The sequence below is a fragment of the Pedobacter sp. WC2501 genome, assembly GCF_052682415.1.
In genome coordinates, this window is record NZ_JBQZFI010000001.1 from 1,888,263 (window position 1) to 1,906,080 (window position 17,818).

Genomic DNA, 17,818 nt, shown 5'->3' on the forward strand with positions numbered 1-17,818 from the left:
ATTTACATTTTACCAACTGCCTTTTTCACTTGAGCAGAATCTTTTTTCACTTGTACTGAGTCCTTTTTCGGTAGGATGGGTTTAATGCCAGAATTGGTTGCGTTTGCCTGTTTAGCTTGAGGCGATTTGTTACCCGTATTTAAGCTGTCTTTTCCCAATGTGATTTTCGGTTTAACCGCTGGCGCTGCTGATTTATTTACCGTGGTTGTGGTTTTAGCGCCAGCCACAGTTTTACCTGCAATTGCTTTCGCCTTTGCTTTAGGCTTAGTTTTACCCGAAGAGCCTATGGCATCTTTTTTTGATTTCGGACGTTCAGTCGGTTTCCATGAAAATCCTTTTAAAACATGATCTTTTGCAATCGTATTTTCGGGATTCAGAGCCCCTTCTATCCCTTTGATATAAACAATTTCCTCAATGGCATTTTCCTTATCCTTAAAAATGAACTTTATCCTGCTGCTTAAGGTTTGGTTCATTTCTTTATACACCTTGGTGCTGTCATCTTGAGTATAATAAATACTTTCGGCATTACCATCTACATAAAGGGTCTTAAATTTTCCATTCGTAAAGAAACCCGTCATTAACCTTCCTTTTATTTGATTAAACCTTAACGAATCTTTTGGTGTATTTACTAAAAATGCATTCCTGAATGCCTGTAAGTTATTCAGTTTTTTATTCTTGAACTGTACAAATATCGTGTCGCCAACCTGCTGAGAGCCTTCCGACCAGAGGATAGGGTTGCTATAGCAACGTAAAGTAGAATCAGCACTGGTGTAAAACAGACTATCTGTTTTGGCTTGTATATTTGTTTTGAAAATCTTAACGCCATGGTAAGCCTTAATAATACGCGTTTGAACAGTGTCGGCTGGGTTAAATTTTGTCGTATCAGTTTTTAAAGCGCCGGCTTTTAAATTCCCCAGAACTTTTGTTAAGCTATTTTTATCGCCAGATTTTATTATCTTATTTTGCAAACTATCGATTTTCGTTTTTGAAACATCCTTTACAATTGGTGAAGCCCCGTTGATAATCTTTTTTTGCAAACTATCGATTGTGCTTTTCGATACATTCTTTGTAATCGCATTGGCTTTATCAGCCAGCTTTTTCATACTATCAGTTTTAAGTTTAGGCAGGTTTTTGATAATGGAATCGGCCTTGTTCTTTAAACGATTATTTTTCTGCAAACTATCGGGATTAAGCTTGGGCAGTCCTTTGCTAAGTGAGTCTACTTTTGATTTTAAACTGTCAACGCTTTTATCCTTCAGGTTAAGCAGATCTTCGGCTTCAGCATCGCCATTATTCTTTTTCTTTTTATCTGCCCTGCTATTTTTACGCTTATTTCTGTCTTCTTTTTGGATAGATTCAGCTTCCGGTTTATATTTTGGCTCCCCTTTTTCTTTCTTTTCTCCTGTATCTTCATCATCCTCGCCAACCTGATTGTCGGCTTTAATCGAAATTTTAGGGACTAGTTTTAAGGTTTTTTGCAGCACCATCTGCGTTTCTAAGGTATCGGCACCCATCCACAAACTGTCTGGTCTTTTTTTATTCTTCACCATGACCGAATCTTCGGTGCCAATTCCAAGGTAGGCATTTCGGGTAACCAATGTCCGCTGATCTAGTTTGTAATAATAGCCCAAATCGCCGAACATTTTCATCTTATCTTTGGTATCAGAAAAAACAATGTTTTTCACCGCTTTACCAACCCCTTTTTTTCCGAAATAATACAAACTATCACCTTTTAACGATCTCGTACCCTGTGTGTATAGGTTTTTCTTTCCGAAAAAAGCATCCTCGGTCATGGTATTGTATTGTCCGTTTTCAGTATATAGATTATCGTCTTTTCCTTTAATATTTGTAGGGCCGTAAAAGTAAGTCCATTTATTTTTAGTGTTGTAGCTCATCGTATCCGATTTGATGGTGGCTTGTGGTGTAAGCACCACTACATCATATCTGAAATACGCATCACTGCCTTCGCGGCTATAACCCTGACTAAAGTAATAGCCATTTTTACTGGTTACTGTTACTTCCTTATTTACAATCTTACCGCCACTAGTATAGGTGCCTATTTTGCTTAGGGTATTGTAATCTAAAATATTGGTGGTTAGAGTCGAGCTCGAATCTCTCATCACCACATTTCCGGTTAAATGCGCATGTTTTTTATTCCCGTCATACTCCAATTGATCTGAATAAATATCGGTGGTAAGCTGGTTGATATGTACATTTTTAAAAGCTTCGAAATAGTTCCGCTCGCTATAAAATACAGCGCTATCGCAGGTCAAAGTTGCATTATCTTGTTGGAAAACAGGGTTTCGCAGGTAACTGATTTTTTTTTTGGTATCACCAGTTATCTTGGAAAACGAAACGATTTTAATCTTCGAAGCAGGTTGCTGGCCGAATAAAAATACTGGACTGATTAGAAAGAGTAAAAAGACAAATAGTTTTTGCACACTACAAAGTTAGTTTTTTGTTCCGAACGTTCGGAATACCAGTTAAAATTAAATATTTTTGGTGGATGTTACCCGTAAAACAATTTCAGGATTTTATTGAACAGCAACAGCTGTTTGTTCGGGCTAACAAGATTCTTTTGGCCGTAAGCGGAGGAAAAGACTCAGTATTAATGTTGCATTTGTTTAAAGCAATAGGCATTGATGTTGGTGTGGCACATTGTAATTTCAATTTACGGGCTGATGAAGCACAACGCGACGAAAGTTTTGTTGCACTATTGGCCAAAAATTTGGGGTTACCTTTTTATGTAACGCATTTTGATACCAAAAAATATGCGGCCGAAAATAAAATTTCTAACCAAATGGCCGCACGCGATCTCCGCTATAACTGGTTTGAAGAAATTAGAAGTAAAAAAGGCTACGATTACATTGCCCTGGCACAACATCAGAACGATGCGGTCGAAACGGTACTCATTAATCTTACCCGCGGTACCGGTATAAGTGGATTGCACGGTATTTTACCTAAACGGGATTTACTGATTAGGCCCTTGCTCTTTTTAAACCGGCAGCAGATTGATGAGTTGGTAAAGGTTAATAATTTAGATTTTGTAGAAGATAGCTCGAACGCAAGTACAAATTATACACGGAATAAAATCAGACTACAGGTAGTGCCGCATTTGAAGGAAATTAACCCTAACCTTGAAAAAACATTTGCCGAAAATATCTCACGCTTTGCTGAGCTGGAGGCTTTTTTAAATATCCAGGTCCAGAAACTTGCAAACAAAATCCTAAATAAAAGGAATGATGGCATTTATATCCCTTTGGATGAGATTTATAAATTAAACCCGCAAAAGCTACTGCTTTACGAGTTGCTTAAGCCTTTTAATTTTGGCGAAAATGTAGTGCAGGAAATTTTAGATAGCTTAAAGGCATTAAGTGGTACACATTTTTTTAGCGCTACCCATCAGGCTATTATCAATAGAAATGATCTGGTTATTGTTGAAAAATATATATCGGTCACTGCTTATCAATTTATCCATCCAACAACAGAAAACATTGCTTTTGCCAATGATGAAATTTCGTTAACGTTTACCGATGAGGTGAAATTCGAAATTAATTCAAATAAAGCGTTTGTTAATGCCGATAAATTAATTTTCCCTTTAGTATTAAGGAATTGGCAAAATGGAGATAAATTTATTCCACTGGGCATGCGTAATCTTAAAAAGGTAAGTGATTATTTTATCGACGAGAAAGTTCCCCTGCATTTGAAAAGCGTCACCCCGATTCTGGTTAACGGGAACGGTGAAATTGTTTGGATTGCAGGTATGCGGCAGGACAACCGATATAAATTAACTACAGCAACAAAAAAAGTTGCTATATTCGAACTCAAAATTAAATAAGTGGAAAGCAAATACGCCTATATCGAAAAACAATACATCGGCCGCGATTATGTGCGCATTTTCATCAGGCTAATTATGGCTGCTTTCTGTTTTGCCGCTTATGTTTACGAGCGCGATCGTGACAATACGCAAGATTTGTTCCTCGTAGTAGGCTTCGGGATCATTGGTGTTTCTATGCTTTTGCTTTTCCTTATTCAATACAAAATTGTGGTGGATAATGGTAGCATGATCCTGGATGGCCTTTGGACAACCAAGCGTGTTAAGATTGATCTAAATAGCATTGTTGATGTGCGTAAGGCAACTTATAGTCGTTATTTTTTCAACAATCCTGTTTACAACCTGCACACAAAAGGTACAATCCGCTTTTATTCATCGGGTAAGGATGCAGTGGTTTTAACCGATAGGGATGGCTTGGAATATTTTATTGGTACCCAAAGGCCAAATGAACTCTTCCTTGTTATAAAAGAAGAAATGCGCAACCTTAAATAACTTTATTTCATTTCCCATCTACTCATTTTTATATAATTGTTTCTGGTTTTAGCCCTGATGGGATAGCTATCTGATGTGTCGCATTAGGAAGGAAAATTAATAATCGCATCTTATTACATTATTGCAATAAACCGACACGCATTATAGATTAAAATCGGCTACATTTGCGGTAACAACAATACATTTACGATGAAGATAGGAATTGTTTGCTACCCCACTTTTGGCGGTAGTGGAGTAGTTGCAACAGAACTTGGTAAGGCACTTGCTAACGAGGGACACCAGGTTCACTTTATTACTTATAGTCAGCCCGCAAGGCTCGATTTCTTTTCTTCCAATCTGTTTTATCACGAGGTATCAGTAAGGGATTATCCACTTTTTGATTACGCCCCATACGAATCGGCACTGGCCAGCAAACTGGTAGATGTTGTTCGGTTTGAACAATTGGATGTGTTACACGTTCATTATGCCATTCCGCATGCATCTGCAGCTTTTATGGCGAAGCAGATTTTGGCGAGTTATGGCCTTCATATTCCGGTAGTGACCACTTTGCATGGTACAGATATTACTTTAGTGGGTAAAGATCCAACCTATAAACCTGTGGTTACTTTTTCTATTAATCAAAGCGATGGGGTAACTACAGTGTCCGAAGATTTGAAAGAAGATACCTATAATCATTTTGAGATTACTAAAGAAATTAAGGTAATACCAAATTTTATAGATTTTTCGCGATTCAGTTTACAGGCAAAAGGACACTTTAAAAAAGCGATTGCACCAAATGATGAACGCATTTTAATCCATACCAGTAATTTCAGAAAAGTGAAACGTACGGCTGATGTGATCAGGATTTTCGAAAAAGTACAAGCAGTTATTCCATCAAAACTATTAATGGTAGGGGATGGGCCAGAACGCGCCTATAATGAGCAGCTTTGCAGATCGTTAAATATTTGTGAAAATGTAAGGTTTTTAGGTAAGCAAGACGCCGTAGAAGAAATCCTGTCGGTTTCAGATCTTTTCTTAATGCCATCAGAATCTGAAAGTTTTGGTTTGGCAGCATTAGAGGCCATGGCTTGTAAAGTACCCGCAATTACCACCAATGCCGGCGGTTTACCTGAACTTAATATTGATGGCTTTTGTGGTTACATGAGTAATGTTGGTGATGTAGAATCGATGGCCGCACATGCCATTGAAATTTTAAAAGATGATGAAACGCTTAACCGCTTTAAAGAAAATGCGTTTAAAAGGGCACAGGATTTTGATCTGAAAAAGATCCTTCCGGTATATATCGACTACTACAAAGAAGTAATCGAAAACTCATTACAGCCAAAATATTAGTAACTGGTAAGATCATATCTAATTTTTAATAAAGTTTTGCGATGCCTGCACCGCAAAACTTTTTTGCATATATATGGATTTGACAATTGGGGAATGTATTGAATTTCATGGGCTGATGATCCATATCAGTAATATTTAATAAAAGTAAACTTTCTCTAAATCAAATGATTATAAATCGTATCTTTGCGGCTTGAAACGGTTGGCAGATAGAGATTCGTAAATCATTTCAGCAAAATTAAAAATAGGTTATCCCAAATGAAGAAAATAGTTGATTACAGAAAGCTTTTGAGCGTAGATAAAAATGCTGAGTTAAAAGAGCTTAAGTCTGTGTACCGTACATTGATGAAAGATTGTCACCCTGATAAATTTCAGCAGGAAGAAGAGAAATTAGATGCAGAAGCCAGAAGTAAAGAAATTATCGAAGCTTACCATTTCCTGGTAAGTATTGCGCCTGAAACACGCGAACAAAATATCGAAACGTATACGCAAACTACAACATTATCGAATATTCAGGATTTCGAATACAAACAACAGGTTTTAAATATCCAGTTTTTTGATGGAAGTGCTTACGAATATTTCGATGTGCCAAAAGCAATCTATGTGAAATTGGTTAACGCCGATTCACCAGGTCGTTTTGCCCGCAGGCATATCTTTAACGAATTCCCATATCGCAATGTAGCCAGAGTTGCAGAACCGGCATAATAAGCGATATTTATAATATTTAAATGGCTCCAATGAAAATCGGGGCCATTTTGTGTTTTTTAGGGTTGTCATATTGAACTTGCTTCAGTATCTGTCGTACTGGCTTATTTGTTAAGACCCTGAAATGAATCCGAGTTATAGAATCAGATTGACGGATCGAGAGGATTGGTTCCTGATTTTTGAGCGTATTCGGGCGTTCCGTCATACTGAACTTGTTTCAGTATCTATTATGCTATTAAGATCTTGAGATGAACTCAGGATGACGATCGTGTGGAATGTGCGTCATCCTGCTTTATTCGAGGGTTTTAAACAAATCGTTCCAATTTGGGTTATTTTGATTAATCAGATTTATCTTCCAAGCTCTCTTCCAGTTTTTGAGTTGTTTTTCTTTCGAAATGGCTTCCTCGATAGAATCGAACTGCTCATAATAAACGAGTTTACTACAATTGTATTTTGCTGTAAATGAATCTGGATATTTCTTCTCTTTATGTTCGATAATCCTAAAATACAATTCCGAAGTAACACCGATGTATAAGACGGTGTGGGTATGATTAGTTAAAATGTAAACACAGCCACCTCGTTCCATAACCTCTGTTATTTTATTTCATTTATTTTCTTCCAATAAAGATGCTGAAATAAATTCAGCAGGATGCCCGAGTAAGATAAAGGAACTTAATTTATTTACGCATATCGTCATACTGAACTTGTTTCAGTATCTATCATGCCATAGAGATCCTGAGATGAACTCAGGATGACGATCGTGTGGAATGTGCGTCATCCTGCTTTATTCGAGGGTTTTAAACAAATCGTTCCAATTTGGGTTATTTTGATTAATCAGATTTATCTTCCAAGCTCTCTTCCAGTTTTTGAGTTGTTTTTCTTTCGCAATGGCTTCCTCGATAGAATCGAACTGCTCATAATAAACGAGTTTACTACAATTGTATTTTGCTGTAAATGAATCTGGATATTTCTTCTCTTTATGTTCGATAATCCTAAAATACAATTCCGAAGTAACACCGATGTATAAGACGGTGTGGGTATGATTAGTTAAAATGTAAACACAGCCACCTCGTTCCATAACCTCTGTTATTTTATTTCATTTATTTTCTTCCAATAAAGATGCTGAAATAAATTCAGCAGGACGCCCGAGTAAGATAAAGGAACTTAATTTATTTACGCATATCGTCATACTGAACTTGTTTCAGTATCTATCATGCCATAAAGATCCTGAGATGAACTCAGGATGACGAGCTTGGTTGGATGTTTGTCCGGCTGAATTTGTTTCAATATTTATTGTTAAATCCATCACCTCAATTATTCAACATGGGTTTAAAGCGGTTATCTTTATTTCTCAAATCCAAACCGCCTTCATAAACTGATTTTAAATTAACCAGGTAAAAACTCCAACCATTATGACAACCCAGGCGGATGTTCCGCTTAGAATGATCATCTACCGGAATGTTTTTTTGGGTCAATTCTACAACGGTATATTCAAATTCTTCATGCAGCTTGATCTCAACCAAACAATCTCCGGCAAAAGTAAACTGAAAATAATCTGTGCCATTTGCTTCGGTTACTGTTCCATTTTCGATATCATCATAGAGGTACCAGATCCATTTATACCGATCGCCTTTAAGTGCGTTCTGCGTTTTACTGAGCAATACTTTATTCTCGTCAGTAAACGACGCATCAGTTAAAAACCATTTTTCAATTTCACTTGCTTTTGTCCAGGCATTATAGATATCCTCAAGTTTTGCTTTAATGGCAATCCTGATAGTGAATTTGGTCCAATCGAAGTTTTCCATTGGCTAAATTTTGAATGATTAATTAAACACTAAGCAAACCGGAGCACCAACATCGATCCTTTTGCCGCTGTCGGTTAGTTTGCCTGTTATTTTGTTGCGGTTAAAAATAACAATGTTGTTGGTATACTGGTGTCCGATCAATAAGAATTTTCCGGTCGGATCAATCGTAAAGTTTCTTGGCCCTTTGCCCAAGGTACTTACGGTTTCAATAAATTTCAACTTTCCGGTAGGTAAAATAGAGAATGCAGAAACACTATTCGCATCTCCACGGTTGGTTTCATAAAGAAATTTTCCATCAGCCGAAACATGGATGTCGGCACCATCAACTTTTCCGGTAAAATCTTTTGGCGTAGTACCTATTTCCTGGATTTTTGTTAAACTTCCAGCTGCATAAGCAAAAACTGTTATACTACCGTTAAATTCGTGTGCTAAATAGGCAAATTTTCCATTCGGACTAAAAGTAATGTGCCTAGGGCCGGTACCTGCATTGGTTTTTAGTACCGATTTTACCGTTAATATTTTTTCTTTCGCCGTTGGATTATAATTGTAAATATAAGTTTGATCTTCTCCCAGATCGTTAACAATTAAGTATTTATGGTCTGGTGTAAATTTTGTCATGTGCACATGAGCGCTTTCCTGTCTGCCTTTCGGATCGATGCTCTTTCCGGTATGTTTAATGATCTGCAAAGCTTCTGTTAAAGACCCGTCAGCTTTTCTTGAAAATACCGCTAAACTACCACCACTATAATTGGCAACGATTACATTTTTGGCATCAACGGTAATAAAGCAGGGATCAGCACCATGGCTATCAACTTTGTTTAAAAAAGTTAATTCACCTGTTTTGGCATCATATTTAAATGCGCTTACCGTACTTGTTGCACCGGTTTCGTTAACGGCATAAATAAATTTGTTATCAGGTGAAACGGCTACATAACTTGGATTAGCGGTGTTTTTTGTAATGCTTTTTACGGTTGTAGCCGCTGTTAAAGTATTAAAATCGTAGGTATAAATTCCTTCACTTTTTCCTGGTGCAGTATAGGTGCCGACAATGAGATTATAGTTGGTTTTTTGAGCGAAACTAAGGTTCGATAGCATAGAAAGGATAAGCAATGAACTGAATTTTTTCATGAAACGATGATGTTGGTTTTAACAAATATAAATAAAGTTGGCCATGGAGGCACAGAAAACACGGAAGATGTTTCTTAGTTATCGTCCTCGTTTGTAACGAGGATGAATGAGAGATGCATTTTTAATGCATGTTCATTGCTGGACGATACAATCGTCTTTCTCCTGCATCCTCGTTAAAAACGCGATGGAGACTTTGCGAACGCTGTGCTTTTCTTTGTGTGCTTTGTAGTAAAAAATAGCAATACCAAAAAAGGCAGCCAATCGGCTGCCTCTTATATCTTATTTTATTAAATGTTTAATCTGGATCAATTCATGTTCTTCAAGATAGCGCCATCTGCCACGTGGTAGATCTTTCTTGGTTAAATTGCCATAAACTACACGGTCTAATTTTTCTACATTATAACCTAAGTGTTCAAAAATACGGCGAACAATCCTGTTTTTACCACTGTGAATCTGGATGCCGATTTCTTTTTTGGTTCCACCTGCAACGTAAGAAATGTTATCTGGTTTAATCAAGCCATCTTCTAATTCTAAACCAAAAGCAATTTTGTTTAAATCGCCTTGTGATAAAGATTTATCCAGTTCAACGTTGTAAATTTTAGTGATACCGTTTTTAGGGTGTGATAATTTATCAGCTAAATCACCATCGTTTGTCATTAATAACAAACCTGTGGTATTGCGGTCTAAACGTCCAACCGGGTAAATACGCTCGCGGCTGGCTTTATCAACCAATTGCATTACCGTACGGCGTTCCTGTGGATCGTCGGTCGTGGTGATGTAATCTTTTGGTTTGTTCAATAAAACGTAAACTTTTTTCTCGCGTTTTAATAATTCGCCGTTATAACGAACCAAATCCTTTGCTGGGTCTACTTTATGTCCCAGTTCGGTAACGGCTTCGCCGTTTACAGTAATAATGCCGGCAATAATCAATTCGTCGGCTTTACGACGAGAGCAGATGCCTGCATTTGAAATATATCTATTTAGACGGATTAAGCCTTTATCTTCGTTTGTTTTACGGCCTTGGGTAATAACAGTGCGCTCTGGGCGGTTAAATTCTGTATCTCTTGGCTGTGCATCCTCGCGTTTTCTAAACGGACGGGTATCACCTTCCCTTGGCTCTCTAGGTTTTACATCTCTTGAACTTCCAGCACTTGGCTTGAAATCGTCTGATTTACCTCTTGATTTGTAATCTTTATAGCCACCTTCTCTAGGTTTGAAATCTCTCGATCCGCCATCTTTCGATTTGAAATCACGGTCGCCCTCTCTTGGTTTGTAATCTCTCGATCCACCTTCTCTTGGTTTAAAGTCGCGGTCGCCAGTTCTCGGTTTAAAATCTCTCGAATCTCCATCCTTAGATTTGAAATCACGTTCTCCTGTTCTTGGCTTATAATCTCTTGCACCACCTTCTCTTGGTTTAAAATCCCTGTCTCCTGTTCTTGGTTTATAGTCTCTTGATCCGCCTTCTCTCGGTTTGAAATCACGGTCGCCGGTTCTTGGTTTGTAATCTCTCGATTTACCTTCTCTTGGTTTAAAACCACGGTTCTCTGCTGCTGAATCTTTAGATTTAAATTCACGATCGCCGAATTTGAAACTCTGTGGTTCCGAATCTTTCGATTTGAAATCACGTCCGCCTGATCTTGGTTTAAAATCTTTTTTGTCTCCGAAAGATTTTGATTTGAAATCTTTACTGTCTGCGCTTCTAGGTCTGAAGCCTTCTTTTGAATCGGATGATTTTTTGAATTTGCTGTCTTTGTTGTCTGATCTTTTTCTGTCAGACCCGGCCGAACTACTTCTGCCTTCTGTTCTCCGACTGTCTGATTTGGACTTGTCATCCCGACTGTTCCTGTTGTTTTTATTTATCATGATACGCTTTTAACCGCATTAAAAATGCGGGCTGCAAATTTATGAAAAAATGATGAACATAACAATTATAGGAGCTGAAAAATTAGATAAAAAAATAGCCTCTAATATAGGGAAATTTGTCTGAAAATCAAAAATTAAAATCCACGTTTAAAGCACTTTAAAAGCCGTTTTTCGGGTATATTTGTGTAACTATTTGATAATGTGCTTATTATTTTTTACCTTTGCCGACGTTTTTATATAAGTTCACCAAAAAAAGGAGGAAAATGTTAAAGAAACACATCGTACCATTTGCGGTAGTGGCAACACTATTTCTTTTGGCAAAAGTGTTCGCTTACCAAATGCCCTTAGCACAAAAAAGTCTTTTAAAAGAAGAAAAATTAAACACTACAATACCCAAATCTGATAGCCTAAAAGTAGAAAAAGAGGAAGCCCCTCAATCTTTAATGGCACAGTTGAATTTCGCGGAAGAAACCCTGCCATTAGGCGATAAAAAGGTAGAACGCAAAATGAAAAAAATTCTTGCAGCACACACTTACGGAAATACCCAAACCAACCGCCTGCATACAAAAGCAGCAAAATGGTTTCCTGTAATTGAACCCATTCTCGCTGCTTACGGAATCCCGAACGATTTTAAGTATTTGGCATTGGTCGAATCTGGAATGGCGGAAGGGGTTTCTCCAAAAGGTGCAGCCGGAATCTGGCAGTTTATGCCTGGTACAGCCCGTACCTATGGATTAAGAGTAAATGGAAATGTTGATGAGCGCTATAACCTGCGCAAATCGACCATTGCAGCCTGTAAATACATTAAAGAAATGTATAAAGGTTTAGAAAGCTGGACATTGGTAGCTGCGGCTTACAATGTTGGCGACGGACGCTTACGTAAGCAGATCAATAATCAAAATCAGGATAATTACTACAAAATGAGGCTTAACCGCGAAACCGGTGGCTATGTTTATAAGGTGATTTCTATGAAACAGATTATGGAACATCCGAAACGTTACGGTTACGCAAAACCGCGTGTATTATTGGCCTACAACGCCGAATAATATAATTAAGATAAAGACAAGCATTTGGTAAGGCGTCCCGGTTTTTAATCGGGACGTTTTTTTTGGAAATAATTTTGCAGATTATTGGATTACACCGATTTGTTTTCTGATAAAATATTGTTTTACCACAAAGTCACGAAGGCACAAAGTTATTTTTATACATCATGCAAACAAATTAACCAATGGCCAATGTATCAGTGAATATTTTGCAGTTACCAATTAACAAATGACCAATGGACTATTGAACTAATAAACCAATTTCCTTTCTTTGCACTATGTTCAAACTGCGGATCAATAAAATCATCAATCAGCCCGGCGATAATATTACTTTTCAATTTGAAGATTTGGATCAGTACCCTACGTATTTAGCGGGACAGTTTTTATCGTTAGTTTTTCAGGGAAAGCATAAAGAGGTAAGAAGGTCGTATTCGTTTAACAGTTCGCCTGATGTTAATGAACCTTTAGCAATTACGGTAAAACGTGTGGAGAATGGGGAAATCTCGAGGTTTTTACACCATAAAACTTCTGTAAACGATATTCTTTTGGCTCAGGAGCCGCAGGGACTGTTCAGTTATGTGCCAGATGAAAATTTAGAACGCGATGTTTTTCTTTTTGCTGCAGGAGTTGGCATTACCCCATTGTTTTCGATTATGAAAACGGCATTGGTGCGAGAGAAAAAATCGTTGATCACATTAATATATAGTAACAGATCGAAAGAAGAAACACTATTTTACGATGAACTGATCGAATGGCAAGAGAAATATCCCAATAGGTTAAAAATTGTCTGGATTTTTAGCAACAGCAAAAACTTAATGACGGCCAGGCTCAATAAGTTTTATATTGAAAAACTGATTAAAGAACATCTACATTTTGAACGGGATAAAGCACTTTTTTACAGTTGTGGACCGGTTATCTACATGGATTTATGCCGCATTACCTTATTGGGCATGGGTTTCGATATTAAACAGATTAAAAGGGAGACTTTTGTGCTGCCAGAAGATGAGATAGATGAGGACGATAGTTCTGAAAAAGTAGTCGATAAAAATACGTATTCGGTTGTTTTAAATTTTAAAGGGGAATCATATAATCTTGAAGTTCCCTGGCCAAAAAGAATTTTAGATGTAGCATTAGAAAATAAAATTAAACTTCCTTATAGTTGTCGTGGTGGCGTATGCAGCACCTGCGTAGCCAATTGTACGAAAGGTGGCGTAAAGATGGATTACAACGAAGTGCTTACTGATGATGAAATTGAAAGAGGTAGAGTGCTGGTCTGTACGGGTCACCCAACTGAAAATGGAACGACGATAGAGTGGTAGGTTAGTTCATTGGTCATTTGTTCATTAGTCACTTGTTCACAGGTTCGTTGATTAGCGTGACGTTCATAGTAGTATCGTCATCTCGAGCGGAGAGAAACGGAGCCGAGAAATCTTTTGAATATATTTAATTATTGAAATTTAACGTAATTCTCTGTTGAGGTGGCAAATAACTGTGACCTTTAACCTTTGTAGTTTCTATATCATTTAATTAGCAATCTTTATTTTATCTAAAACACAAAACCGTTCCCTCATAATCAGCGTTTATCTGGTATGACGAAAACTTTTTTTGTGCTTATCATCTGCCTCATCTGTTTACAATCTTTGGCTCAAGATTCAATAGCCTTAAAAAGAGAGTTTGCCAATAAAGAATATATTCATCTGTATAAAGAAAATGCTGATTTAGCTTATACGGCACCGGGCGGGGAATTGGGCGCGCCTTCCAAATACGTAATCAACGGACGGCTTACTACTACTTATATGCTTTTGGGTAGTTACAAATCGCCAATTGCTTTTGCCATTATCCCTGATTTTACGGTACGTGTGCGGACTGAATTCTCAGCTGCAGTACGAACACCGAGTTACCGTTTAGGCGGAGCGCTTTATGCGAGGTTAAATCCCGATCCTGAACATTATAAATATGCCGAACTTGCTTTTACACACCATTCAAACGGTCAGGATCAGAGCGCATTTAATCCTGACGGTACAATTAATATGCGTACAGGGAATTTTAATGCGAATTATTTAACGCTTTCCTATCGTTTTGGTGATTTAACACCAGTTAACCCAGATGGAAGTTATTATTCATTCAATCATCGGCTTGGTTTGCAGTGGTATAAATTTTTCAGGTATGAGCCTGCGCTTAATGAAGGTTTTGGATTTACAAGGGTGTTGTATGGTTTCTCCTGGCGCAGGTATGATGAAATCGAAAAAAACGCTCGGAATAAGCAGAAAGTTAAAACCGAAAAAGAAACCTGGCGTTTAAATGCCGAGTTATCTTATGCCGTAAATAAAATTCCATCCAAAAATTTTGCCAATATCCAGAAGCGGTTAAATGCCGAAATCAACTTCAATTACAGTTTTCCGTTTATGAACAATGTGTTTTTGATGGCTGCGGTTGGTTATTATGGCGAAGATAATTACAATATCTATTTTCAGGATCATTATGGTTATGTGCGCTTTGGCTTATCATCTGGTTTCCTTAGAAATAGAAGCCGACATTATGACAATTAATCCTTAATCAAGATTGGTTTTGACTTTCATTTTGATAAAATTTTTAGCATTTTTGCGGATTGAAATCTGGTCTTTTTTAAGACCCGGTTTTGGTCCCAACTTTAAATAAAATATGAGCAATAAATCTATCGACCTCGGCGAGCAAAAAGATGTAGAAGTATATGGTGCGAGGGTACATAATTTAAAGAATATAGACGTTAGTTTTCCGCGCAATCAACTGGTTGTAATCACTGGTTTAAGTGGCAGCGGTAAATCTTCGTTGGCTTTTGATACCATTTATGCGGAAGGACAGCGCCGTTATATGGAAACATTCAGCGCTTACAGTCGCCAGTTTATGGGCGGTATGGAGCGCCCGGATGTAGATAAAGTTTCGGGATTAAGCCCGGTTATTGCCATTGAGCAAAAAACCACCAGTAAAAATCCACGCTCAACCGTGGGTACCATTACCGAAATTTACGATTTTATGCGTTTGCTATATGCACGTGTTGCCGATGCCTATTCGTACAATACCGGTGAGAAAATGGAGCGCATGAGCGAAGACCAGATCCTGCAGAACATCTTTAATAAATTTGATGGTATGGCTGTAAATATCCTTGCGCCGGTGGTTAAAGGCAGAAAGGGGCATTACCGCGAACTTTTCGAACAAATTCGTAAACAGGGTTATGTGAAAGTGCGTGTAGATGGGGAAATTAAGGATATTGCTGCTAAAATGCAGGTAGATCGTTATAAAATCCATGATATTGAAGTGGTGATCGACCGCCTTATTATTGACGTGAAAGATAAAAAACGCCTCCTCGATTCACTGCAGATTGCAATGAAAATGGGTAAAGGGGTAATCAAAATCAGCGATAAAGATAATAATGTAGCACATTTTAGTAAGTTTTTAATGTGCCCAACCACGGGTATTTCTTATGATGAACCACAGCCAAATAGTTTTTCGTTCAACTCGCCTTATGGCGCCTGTGAGCGTTGCGATGGTTTAGGGTATATTTTTGTAGTCGATAAAGATTCGGTTATCCCAAATCCAAAATTGAGTATTTTAAATGGTGGTTTGGCTCCTTTGGGCGAATATCGCGATATCTGGATGTTCCAGGTATTAAAAGCTTTGGCAAAAAAATACAGCTTCTCGCTTTCTACACCGATCGAAAAATTAAGCGACGAAGTGATCAATATCATTTTAAATGGTTCTCCTGATCTGATCAAGGTTGAGGTAGAATATAATAAATGGAACGTTCAGGATTATAACATCACTTTTGACGGGATAATTAAAATGCTCGAAGAGCAGAACGAAAAAAGAAGCGAATCAGCATCTGACGATATGGACGAGTTCAGGAAACTAAAAACCTGTCCGGAGTGTCACGGTGCACGTTTGAAGAAAGAAAGTCTGCATTTTAAGGTGGATGGCAAAAACATTTTTGAACTGTCATCAATGGATATCAACAACCTTCATCAGTGGTTTGAAAAAGTTGATGAGCGTTTGTCTGACCGTCAGAATATTATTGCCAAGGAAATTTTAAAAGAGATTAAAGCGAGAATTGGCTTTTTGACCGATGTGGGTTTAACTTATTTAACTTTAGATCGGACTGCACGTACACTTTCCGGTGGTGAGGCACAACGTATCCGTTTGGCCACGCAGATCGGTTCGCAGTTGATGAATGTAATGTACATCCTAGATGAACCTAGTATCGGTTTACACCAGCGTGATAACGAACGGCTGATCAATGCACTTAAAAATCTCCGTGATCTTGGAAACACCGTTTTGGTGGTAGAACATGATAAGGATATGATTTTGGAGGCCGATTGGGTAATTGATGTGGGGCCAGGTGCCGGTATTCATGGAGGTACCGTTGTAGCCGAAGGCACAGCTGCACAGATTCTGAAATCGAATACCTTAACTGCTGATTATTTGAATGGCAAAAGGCAGATTGAAACACCAAAAGTCCGTAGGAAAGGTAACGGGCATAAATTGTCGATTGTTAAAGCTACAGGCCATAATTTAAAAGAGGTTTCAGTAGATTTTCCTTTAGGAAAATTTATTGCCGTAACCGGTGTTTCGGGGAGTGGTAAATCAAGTTTAATTACTGAAACTTTATATCCTATTTTAAACCATCATTTCTTCAGGGCCAAAAAAACACCTTTGCCTTACGAAAAAATTAATGGCTTAAAAGAAATAGATAAGGTAATCGAGATTGATCAGGCACCGATTGGAAGAACGCCACGTTCAAATCCTTCAACCTATACTGGCGTTTTCTCTGATATCAGGAATTTGTTTGTTCAGTTGCCAGAAGCAAAAATCCGTGGGTACAAACCCGGTCGTTTCTCTTTCAACGTTAAAGGTGGCCGTTGCGAAACCTGTCAGGGGGCTGGTTTGAAGGTAATCGAAATGAACTTTCTGCCCGATGTACAAGTTCCTTGTGAAGAGTGCGGCGGAAGAAGGTACAATAGGGAGACTTTAGAAGTTCGTTTCCGTGGGAAATCGATCAGCGATGTGTTGGATATGAGTATCGAAGATGCCTGTACTTTCTTTGAAAATATTCCGATCATCTATAGAAAGATCAAAACCTTAAAAGATGTTGGTTTAGGATATATCACTTTAGGTCAATCGTCGGTTACTTTATCAGGAGGGGAGGCACAGCGTGTAAAACTGGCCACAGAACTTTCTAAAAAAGATACCGGAAAAACCTTCTATATTTTAGATGAGCCTACAACAGGACTTCACTTTGAAGATATTAACGTGCTTTTGGGGGTATTGCAGGAGCTGGTTGATAAAGGAAATACCATTTTGGTGATCGAACATAATTTAGACGTGGTTAAAGTTGCCGATTGGGTGATTGATTTAGGAGAAGAAGGCGGTGCTGGTGGCGGAAGGGTTTTATTTGAAGGTACGCCAGAAGGTTTGATCCAGAACCCGATTAGCCTAACCGGGAAATTTTTGAAAAAGGAAATGGAATGGATTCCGCAGAACGGAAAGTCTGAAGTCGGAAGTCCGGAGTCCAAAGTCAAGGCACCTAAAAAAAGCAAAGCTGGAAAGAAATAGAATTCCTTGTACAGGTATCAAGAATCAGCAAA

Annotated in this window: 14 protein-coding genes; 8 read left to right on the forward strand and 6 right to left on the reverse strand. The window is 38.1% G+C overall.

All coding sequences use genetic code 11. The features are described from left to right. Positions 1 to 2 precede the first annotated feature (2 nt). Positions 3 to 2,441, reverse strand: a complete 2,439-nt coding sequence (locus ACUN24_RS08200; protein ID WP_445562047.1) for an OstA-like protein — start codon at positions 2,439 to 2,441, stop codon at positions 3 to 5. A 65-nt stretch (positions 2,442 to 2,506) separates the two neighbouring features. On the opposite strand from ACUN24_RS08200, the gene tilS reads away from it, so the two are divergent. The 4 genes from tilS to ACUN24_RS08220 all read left to right on the forward strand — a co-directional run bounded on the left by tilS (position 2,507) and on the right by ACUN24_RS08220 (position 6,361). After that, positions 2,507 to 3,838: a tRNA lysidine(34) synthetase TilS gene (gene tilS, locus ACUN24_RS08205; RefSeq protein ID WP_445562048.1), complete on the forward strand. Its 1,332-nt coding sequence runs from the start codon at positions 2,507 to 2,509 to the stop codon at positions 3,836 to 3,838. Then, the gene (locus ACUN24_RS08210) at positions 3,839 to 4,327 is read left to right on the forward strand and encodes a hypothetical protein (RefSeq protein WP_029282618.1); all 489 of its coding nucleotides are present in this window, start codon (positions 3,839 to 3,841) and stop codon (positions 4,325 to 4,327) included. Between the two features lie 189 nt (positions 4,328 to 4,516). Further along, positions 4,517 to 5,659 (forward strand): N-acetyl-alpha-D-glucosaminyl L-malate synthase BshA, encoded by a 1,143-nt coding sequence (bshA, locus tag ACUN24_RS08215; RefSeq protein ID WP_445562049.1) that lies wholly within the window; start codon positions 4,517 to 4,519, stop codon positions 5,657 to 5,659. A gap of 255 nt (positions 5,660 to 5,914) precedes the next feature. Beyond that, entirely contained in the window at positions 5,915 to 6,361 is a 447-nt protein-coding gene (locus ACUN24_RS08220; protein ID WP_029279950.1) for a KTSC domain-containing protein, read from the forward strand. 292 nt (positions 6,362 to 6,653) lie between these two features. On the opposite strand, the gene ACUN24_RS08225 is transcribed toward ACUN24_RS08220, so the two are convergent. The 5 genes from ACUN24_RS08225 to ACUN24_RS08245 form a co-directional block, all read right to left on the reverse strand. Then, positions 6,654 to 6,947, reverse strand: coding sequence for a GIY-YIG nuclease family protein (locus ACUN24_RS08225; RefSeq protein ID WP_445562050.1), 294 nt, complete (start codon positions 6,945 to 6,947; stop codon positions 6,654 to 6,656). Between the two features lie 198 nt (positions 6,948 to 7,145). Further along, positions 7,146 to 7,439 (reverse strand): GIY-YIG nuclease family protein, encoded by a 294-nt coding sequence (locus ACUN24_RS08230; protein WP_132398406.1) that lies wholly within the window; start codon positions 7,437 to 7,439, stop codon positions 7,146 to 7,148. A 232-nt stretch (positions 7,440 to 7,671) separates the two neighbouring features. Beyond that, a complete protein-coding gene (locus ACUN24_RS08235; RefSeq protein WP_445562051.1) occupies positions 7,672 to 8,166 on the reverse strand; it encodes an SRPBCC family protein in 495 nt (164 codons plus the stop codon). Positions 8,167 to 8,184: 18 nt separating this feature from the next. Further along, the gene (locus tag ACUN24_RS08240; RefSeq protein ID WP_445562052.1) at positions 8,185 to 9,294 is read right to left on the reverse strand and encodes a lactonase family protein; all 1,110 of its coding nucleotides are present in this window, start codon (positions 9,292 to 9,294) and stop codon (positions 8,185 to 8,187) included. A gap of 279 nt (positions 9,295 to 9,573) precedes the next feature. Beyond that, positions 9,574 to 11,157, reverse strand: coding sequence for a pseudouridine synthase (locus tag ACUN24_RS08245; RefSeq protein ID WP_445562053.1), 1,584 nt, complete (start codon positions 11,155 to 11,157; stop codon positions 9,574 to 9,576). 263 nt (positions 11,158 to 11,420) lie between these two features. Here ACUN24_RS08245 and ACUN24_RS08250 point away from each other — a divergent pair, with 263 nt between their 5' ends. The 4 genes from ACUN24_RS08250 to uvrA all read left to right on the forward strand — a co-directional run bounded on the left by ACUN24_RS08250 (position 11,421) and on the right by uvrA (position 17,786). Continuing rightward, positions 11,421 to 12,203 carry a lytic transglycosylase domain-containing protein gene (locus ACUN24_RS08250; RefSeq protein ID WP_445562054.1) on the forward strand — a complete coding sequence of 261 codons (783 nt, stop codon included), beginning with the start codon at positions 11,421 to 11,423 and terminating at the stop codon, positions 12,201 to 12,203. Between the two features lie 275 nt (positions 12,204 to 12,478). Further along, on the forward strand, positions 12,479 to 13,519 hold the full coding sequence (locus ACUN24_RS08255; protein WP_445562055.1) for a 2Fe-2S iron-sulfur cluster-binding protein: 1,041 nt from the start codon (positions 12,479 to 12,481) through the stop codon (positions 13,517 to 13,519). A gap of 270 nt (positions 13,520 to 13,789) precedes the next feature. After that, entirely contained in the window at positions 13,790 to 14,749 is a 960-nt protein-coding gene (locus tag ACUN24_RS08260) for a hypothetical protein (RefSeq protein WP_445562056.1), read from the forward strand. A gap of 112 nt (positions 14,750 to 14,861) precedes the next feature. Beyond that, entirely contained in the window at positions 14,862 to 17,786 is a 2,925-nt protein-coding gene (uvrA, locus tag ACUN24_RS08265) for an excinuclease ABC subunit UvrA (protein ID WP_445562057.1), read from the forward strand. Positions 17,787 to 17,818: the final 32 nt, after the last annotated feature.

Excerpts from the sequence above, each read along its gene's own strand:
- tilS (WP_445562048.1), top strand. The coding sequence starts at position 2,507 with ATGTTACCCGTAAAACAATTTCAGGATTTTATTGAACAGCAACAGCTG.
- bshA (WP_445562049.1), top strand. The coding sequence starts at position 4,517 with ATGAAGATAGGAATTGTTTGCTACCCCACTTTTGGCGGTAGTGGAGTA.
- ACUN24_RS08220 (WP_029279950.1), top strand. The coding sequence starts at position 5,915 with ATGAAGAAAATAGTTGATTACAGAAAGCTTTTGAGCGTAGATAAAAAT.
- ACUN24_RS08225 (WP_445562050.1), bottom strand. The coding sequence starts at position 6,947 with ATGGAACGAGGTGGCTGTGTTTACATTTTAACTAATCATACCCACACC.
- ACUN24_RS08230 (WP_132398406.1), bottom strand. The coding sequence starts at position 7,439 with ATGGAACGAGGTGGCTGTGTTTACATTTTAACTAATCATACCCACACC.
- ACUN24_RS08235 (WP_445562051.1), bottom strand. The coding sequence starts at position 8,166 with ATGGAAAACTTCGATTGGACCAAATTCACTATCAGGATTGCCATTAAA.
- ACUN24_RS08240 (WP_445562052.1), bottom strand. The coding sequence starts at position 9,294 with ATGAAAAAATTCAGTTCATTGCTTATCCTTTCTATGCTATCGAACCTT.
- ACUN24_RS08245 (WP_445562053.1), bottom strand. The coding sequence starts at position 11,157 with ATGATAAATAAAAACAACAGGAACAGTCGGGATGACAAGTCCAAATCA.
- ACUN24_RS08250 (WP_445562054.1), top strand. The coding sequence starts at position 11,421 with ATGTTAAAGAAACACATCGTACCATTTGCGGTAGTGGCAACACTATTT.
- ACUN24_RS08255 (WP_445562055.1), top strand. The coding sequence starts at position 12,479 with ATGTTCAAACTGCGGATCAATAAAATCATCAATCAGCCCGGCGATAAT.
- ACUN24_RS08260 (WP_445562056.1), top strand. The coding sequence starts at position 13,790 with ATGACGAAAACTTTTTTTGTGCTTATCATCTGCCTCATCTGTTTACAA.
- uvrA (WP_445562057.1), top strand. The coding sequence starts at position 14,862 with ATGAGCAATAAATCTATCGACCTCGGCGAGCAAAAAGATGTAGAAGTA.